A 5,045-nucleotide genomic window follows, 5' to 3' on the forward strand; every position below is an offset into this window, starting at 1 on the left:
ATTGACTATTGGCAATAGCCACGGAGCTCTCGGCTTGATGAAACAACGCCTGGGCCTCACGTAACTGGGCCATCAGGTTTTCAGTATCCATTCTGGCCACTACCTGACCAGCTGTGACAAAGTCACCTTCCCGAACCAGGATATCCTGAATACGCCCAGCCATTTTGGCTGCCACATCAATTTCTGTCGCTTCAATCCGGCCATTTCCATACACCAGACCGGCATTTGGATCAGGGGCCAGATACCAGCGCCACAAGAAAAATATCGACAATGCGATGAAAACTAACAATATGGCTGCGCGAAGTAGTTTGGAATTTCGGTTAGGTGGCATCCATTGCAGTCCTTATTAAAAAATCAAACCTGCCGAAGCAGCTGAAAAATCACGATTAATACGCCGGATTATTGGTGATCAGAAGCCCCATTGCCATACCGTTTATCGGTGAGGGATGTATTGAAGGTTTGGTCAATAACAAGCCATAAATATACGCATTAATATTTTACACCGTGGTAGTCAGTGTACGACAAAAATGCTTGGTTAAACCGAAAGTATAAGTTTATCTGCTGTGTGTTTGATTCAGATCAAGGGTCACACCACCCGCATCAGTGCTGGTGCTGTTCGCAGCCCTTAAATACTTGCTGTTCAACGGCTTCTTCCGGTAAGTCATCGGGAAAGGTATAAGCCAGGTTAATCGCCAGATCGACCACCCGTAAAAATTCGTCGTTTGCAAACTCAGGACGCATGGTCTGCTCTACGTCCTGTTTCGATTTACCGGATTGCTTGTGGTGATAGTAATCTCCGGTCAGATTGGCGATCAGTTCACACTGTTTATTGTTTTCCATTTCATCTGCAAAAAGCGGGAGACTTAAAAAACCAAGCAAGGGTAAAACCAAAATAGTAGATGTTTTCATCAGTTGCTCTGCGAGTGTTGTGTTAAAAGATAAACTTACGACTCGTCATTAAACAGTAAAAATCCAGCAGCTTATAAATAATTATTCTTTGGTCTGTTTATCTTTTATCGCCGTCTAAGGTGTGACTGAAAACATGCCAATCAATCCACGATGAATAAGATGTTTGTGACAATAAAAAAACGGTCTGTTAAGACCGCTTTTTTATTTGAATTGATTGTTTATCTAACTCTATGGCTGTGGGGTATTGAATATTTTTACTACCAGACCATTTTTTATAACGACATGAGTTTCCTGATTATCTACGATGCGATATAGCCATTTTTCGAAATGGTCGTTTACCTGATCTGAGTCAGCAACCTTCCTTAATACGGGGCGAGTATGTGAACTGATAAACGCTGGCTCCCAAAACTGACCGCATATTGTTTTTATGTCATCAGTGCTCATACCAATGGTGATGCTGTTACTTCCACAGGCCATACTTTCTTCGTGTGAAGAGGCATTCCCTGCAAATGCAGGGCCAGAGAGCAGGAGTGTCGCCATTGACACTGAAATAAGGTTAGATAAAAACATGATTTTTCTCACTATTCAGCCGCGGGCATCTGTAAAAACTCGTGACAATATGCGACTTTAAATAGCCTTTAGTCAACCGGTAAACCTGACTTATATCCAAAAAATATCTACTCTTTCACGAATTGCTCCGTGTATCTGGTTCATAAAGTCCGTGGTGACCCGGAAATTTAGATTTGAATCTTGACTGTGACTGATGTTTATATTGATGCTGAATCACCATTAACCGGATCGTTAATCAAATGTCGCTTAAACCAATATATATTCCTTACGCTGGCCCGACCCTCCTGGCAACATCACTTCTTAATAAAGGTACTGCATTCAGCGAAGCCGAGCGACAGCAGTTCAATCTCAGAGGCTTGATTCCGCAACGTTTTGAAACCATAAAACAACAGGCTGAACGGGCCTATCAGCAATATTCCAGTTTTATTGAACCGATTAACAAGCACATTTATCTGCGGACGATTCAGGATAATAATGAAACGCTGTTTTATTACCTGCTGGAACAGCATCTGCAGGAAATGATGCCGATCATTTACACCCCCACTGTGGGTGATGCGTGTGAGCGTTTTTCGCAAATCTATCGACGGGCAAGAGGCTTGTTTATTTCCTATCCGGATCGTCACAACATAGATGAAATACTGCTCAATGCCACTAAACGCAAAGTCAAAGTCATTGTCGTGACGGATGGCAGTCGTATTCTCGGTCTGGGGGATCAAGGCGTCGGTGGTATGGGTATCCCGATTGGCAAGCTTTCCCTATATACCGTCTGCGGTGGTATCAGCCCGGCGTATACCCTGCCCATCATGCTTGACGTTGGCACGGACAATGCTGAATTACTGAATAATCCCCAATATATTGGTTGGCAACATCCACGTATTGATGCTCAGCAATACGATGAGTTTATGGACTTGTTTATTAGCGCCATCAAAAAACGCTGGCCCAAGGTATTGTTACAGTTTGAGGACTTTGAACAACGCAAAGCCCTGCCGTTACTCAATCGTTATCGCGATGAATTGTGTTGTTTTAATGATGATATTCAGGGAACAGCAGCTGTCACCGTTGGTTCATTACTGGCCGCCTGTCGTGCCAAACAACAAACACTCTCGGAACAGACCATTGTATTTGTCGGTGCAGGCTCTGCTGGATGTGGCATCGCCGAGCAAATCGTGGCACAAATGATGACTGAAGGTACCAGTGAAGTTGATGCCCGCAAACACATTTTTATGATTGACCGACCGGGACTACTGACCCAATCGTTACCCGGGCTACCGGATTTTCAACAAAAACTAGCTCAACTCGATCTGGTTTGTGCTACCTGGAATATGTCGGGTATCAATGCCAACCTGGCAGAAGTGATTGATAATGCAAAACCGACCGTATTAATTGGTGTTTCCGGTCAGGCAGGGATTTTTACCGAAACCATTATCAAATCAATGTATTCGCATTGCCCAAAACCAATCATCTTCCCGTTAAGTAATCCATCCAAACAGATTGAAGCTCATCCTCAACAACTTATCGAATGGACAGATGGCAATGCACTTATAGCAACTGGTAGCCCTTTCACGCCGGTCGTTTATGATGGAAATTTTTACCCTATCGCTCAATGCAATAACAGTTACATTTTCCCGGGGCTGGGTCTCGCTGTGGTGGCAGCGGGTATCGAACGAATTACCGATGATATGTTAATAATCGCCAGTGAAGTGCTGGCGGCTGCATCGCCAATGGCGACCAGTGGTCACCAGGAACTTCTCCCCCCACTGACTGAAACGGCAGAACTCAGTAAAAAAATTGCTTTTGCAGTGGCCAAACTGGCTCAGCAAAAACGACTCGCCCCTGAAATGACTGAAAATACTTTATTACAGGCCATTGAAGATAACTTCTGGCTGCCACGTTATCGTGATTATCAACGGGTGAATGTTTAAAAAGCGAACATAAAAAAACGGCTTGCAAAGTTGTATCTGCAAGCCGTTTTTTTAAACTGATATTGCTTAGTTTAGAAGTCCATTGTGGCGCTTACCATTACGGTGCGAGGTGCACCAAGCGCCAAATAGCCTCTTCCGGGAAAACCACCCACCGAAGCCCAGTAGTTACGGTCAAACAAGTTGTGTACACGTGCCCTTAGTGTCACATCCTGATTTCCAACAGCCATAATATAACGGGCGCCAATATCAACCGTGGTCCAGTCATCGACTTTCAGCGTATTGGCGTCATCAGCATAACGTGAACCGGTATAAGTCACCCGGGTATCCAGCGCCAGACCATTCAAGTGCGGGACTTCCCATTCTGCACCGAGATTGCCCTGCCACTCAGCTACACCAATTACTTCATTGCCATCAATTAAGGCATCCCCGGTGTCTTTCTGTTCTGTATCCAGCCAGGTCACGCCACCCAAAACTTTGACATTGTCAGAAGCTTTGCCGTAAACGGTCAGTTCGATACCTTTATGTTCATCTTCTCCTGACTCTTGAAAGATATTATTTTCAATGACCGCTCTGGGTTTTGACGTTGTGAAATAGGCCAAGCCCAGACCTAACTGCCCCGTCTCATATTTGACGCCCACTTCTTTTTGTTCCGAAACATAGGGAGATAATGACTCTCCGACATTAATCACACCGGTGCTCGGTGCCGTCTCGCCTTGCGCTAAACTCTCAATATAGTTGGCATAGAGTGACACTTGATCAGTGACCCTGAACACGGCGCCGACTGCCGGGGTGATCTCACTGTCCTCATAAGAAGTCCGCACCCCTGCTGTCTCAAATTCTGAGTCACTACTATAGTTATCCACCCTGATTGACTGATGCCGGGCGCCCAGCGTCAATAACAAACGCTCATCCATAAAAGAGAGCGTGTCACCAATGGCAAAGCTATTCAGTTTTGTTCTGCCAGTTAACCCAGGCGAGTCGAGGTCATTGCCAAAGAATGTTCCGGTGGCAGCGCCACTACCAAATCCGGGTCTGTTGTAATAAACCGGATTGTATAAATTACTGTCCAGACGGCGCTCACCAAACTCACCAAGGAAGGCATTCTTTGTTTCCAATTGGAAATACGAATATGACACCACCCATTCATGCCCGACTGCGCCGGTATCAAAATTGCCTCTGAAGCCGATTTCCCCGGTATCAACCCGATCTTCGCGGGTATTATCAAATCTGCCCATCACACCCTCACCAGAACGAGCATCCTGAAGCGTAAAATTAGCTAGCGAATTATCCTCATCTGTCCGACGCAGACCATACGCTGCCCAGGCAGTCACATTGTCATTGAGATCATATTCTGCCCGGAAGGTGCCAAACACATCCTCTTCATTGGAATAGCTCCAGGGCTGTGCCCAATTCTTGCTCGCATCTGGCGCTTTCGGTACGACATCTGTTAAGCCGTTAATCGCTACATTGGTTCGGGTTTCATCTAATTGATGATTTTGATACCCCATATCCGCCGATAAACGCAGTCGATCACCCCGATAATCCAAACCGACGCTGAACAGGCTCAGCTCCGCGTTTTCATCGTCAATCGAAGTACCACCATTGTGATGGGCAGCATTGACTCGAATACCAAACTCTTGATTG

General features: G+C 45.5%; 5 protein-coding genes. 1 reads left to right on the forward strand and 4 read right to left on the reverse strand.

Going from position 1 to position 5,045, the window contains the following annotated elements:
• The 3 genes from B3O33_RS05815 to B3O33_RS05825 all read right to left on the reverse strand — a co-directional run.
• The coding region (locus B3O33_RS05815; RefSeq protein ID WP_292363178.1) for an HlyD family secretion protein at positions 1-331 on the reverse strand (331 nt) is incomplete at its 3' end.
• 269 nt (positions 332-600) lie between these two features.
• Positions 601-909 carry a hypothetical protein gene (locus B3O33_RS05820; RefSeq protein WP_292359744.1) on the reverse strand — a complete coding sequence of 103 codons (309 nt, stop codon included), beginning with the start codon at positions 907-909 and terminating at the stop codon, positions 601-603.
• A gap of 228 nt (positions 910-1,137) precedes the next feature.
• Positions 1,138-1,479 carry a DUF2845 domain-containing protein gene (locus tag B3O33_RS05825; protein ID WP_292359746.1) on the reverse strand — a complete coding sequence of 114 codons (342 nt, stop codon included), beginning with the start codon at positions 1,477-1,479 and terminating at the stop codon, positions 1,138-1,140.
• Positions 1,480-1,718: 239 nt separating this feature from the next.
• Here B3O33_RS05825 and B3O33_RS05830 point away from each other — a divergent pair, with 239 nt between their 5' ends.
• On the forward strand, positions 1,719-3,401 hold the full coding sequence (locus tag B3O33_RS05830) for an NAD-dependent malic enzyme (RefSeq protein ID WP_292359748.1): 1,683 nt from the start codon (positions 1,719-1,721) through the stop codon (positions 3,399-3,401).
• Positions 3,402-3,472: 71 nt separating this feature from the next.
• Here the strand turns inward: B3O33_RS05830 and B3O33_RS05835 are convergent.
• On the reverse strand, positions 3,473-5,045 hold a 1,573-nt coding region (locus B3O33_RS05835), incomplete at its 5' end, for a TonB-dependent receptor (protein WP_292363179.1).

Source organism: Methylophaga sp. UBA1464 (genome assembly GCF_002325665.1).
Lineage (GTDB): Bacteria > Pseudomonadota > Gammaproteobacteria > Nitrosococcales > Methylophagaceae > Methylophaga.

Coding starts and splice junctions, on each gene's coding strand:
- B3O33_RS05825 (WP_292359746.1), bottom strand. CDS start 1,479: ATGTTTTTATCTAACCTTATTTCAGTGTCAATGGCGACACTCCTGCTC.
- B3O33_RS05820 (WP_292359744.1), bottom strand. CDS start 909: ATGAAAACATCTACTATTTTGGTTTTACCCTTGCTTGGTTTTTTAAGT.
- B3O33_RS05830 (WP_292359748.1), top strand. CDS start 1,719: ATGTCGCTTAAACCAATATATATTCCTTACGCTGGCCCGACCCTCCTG.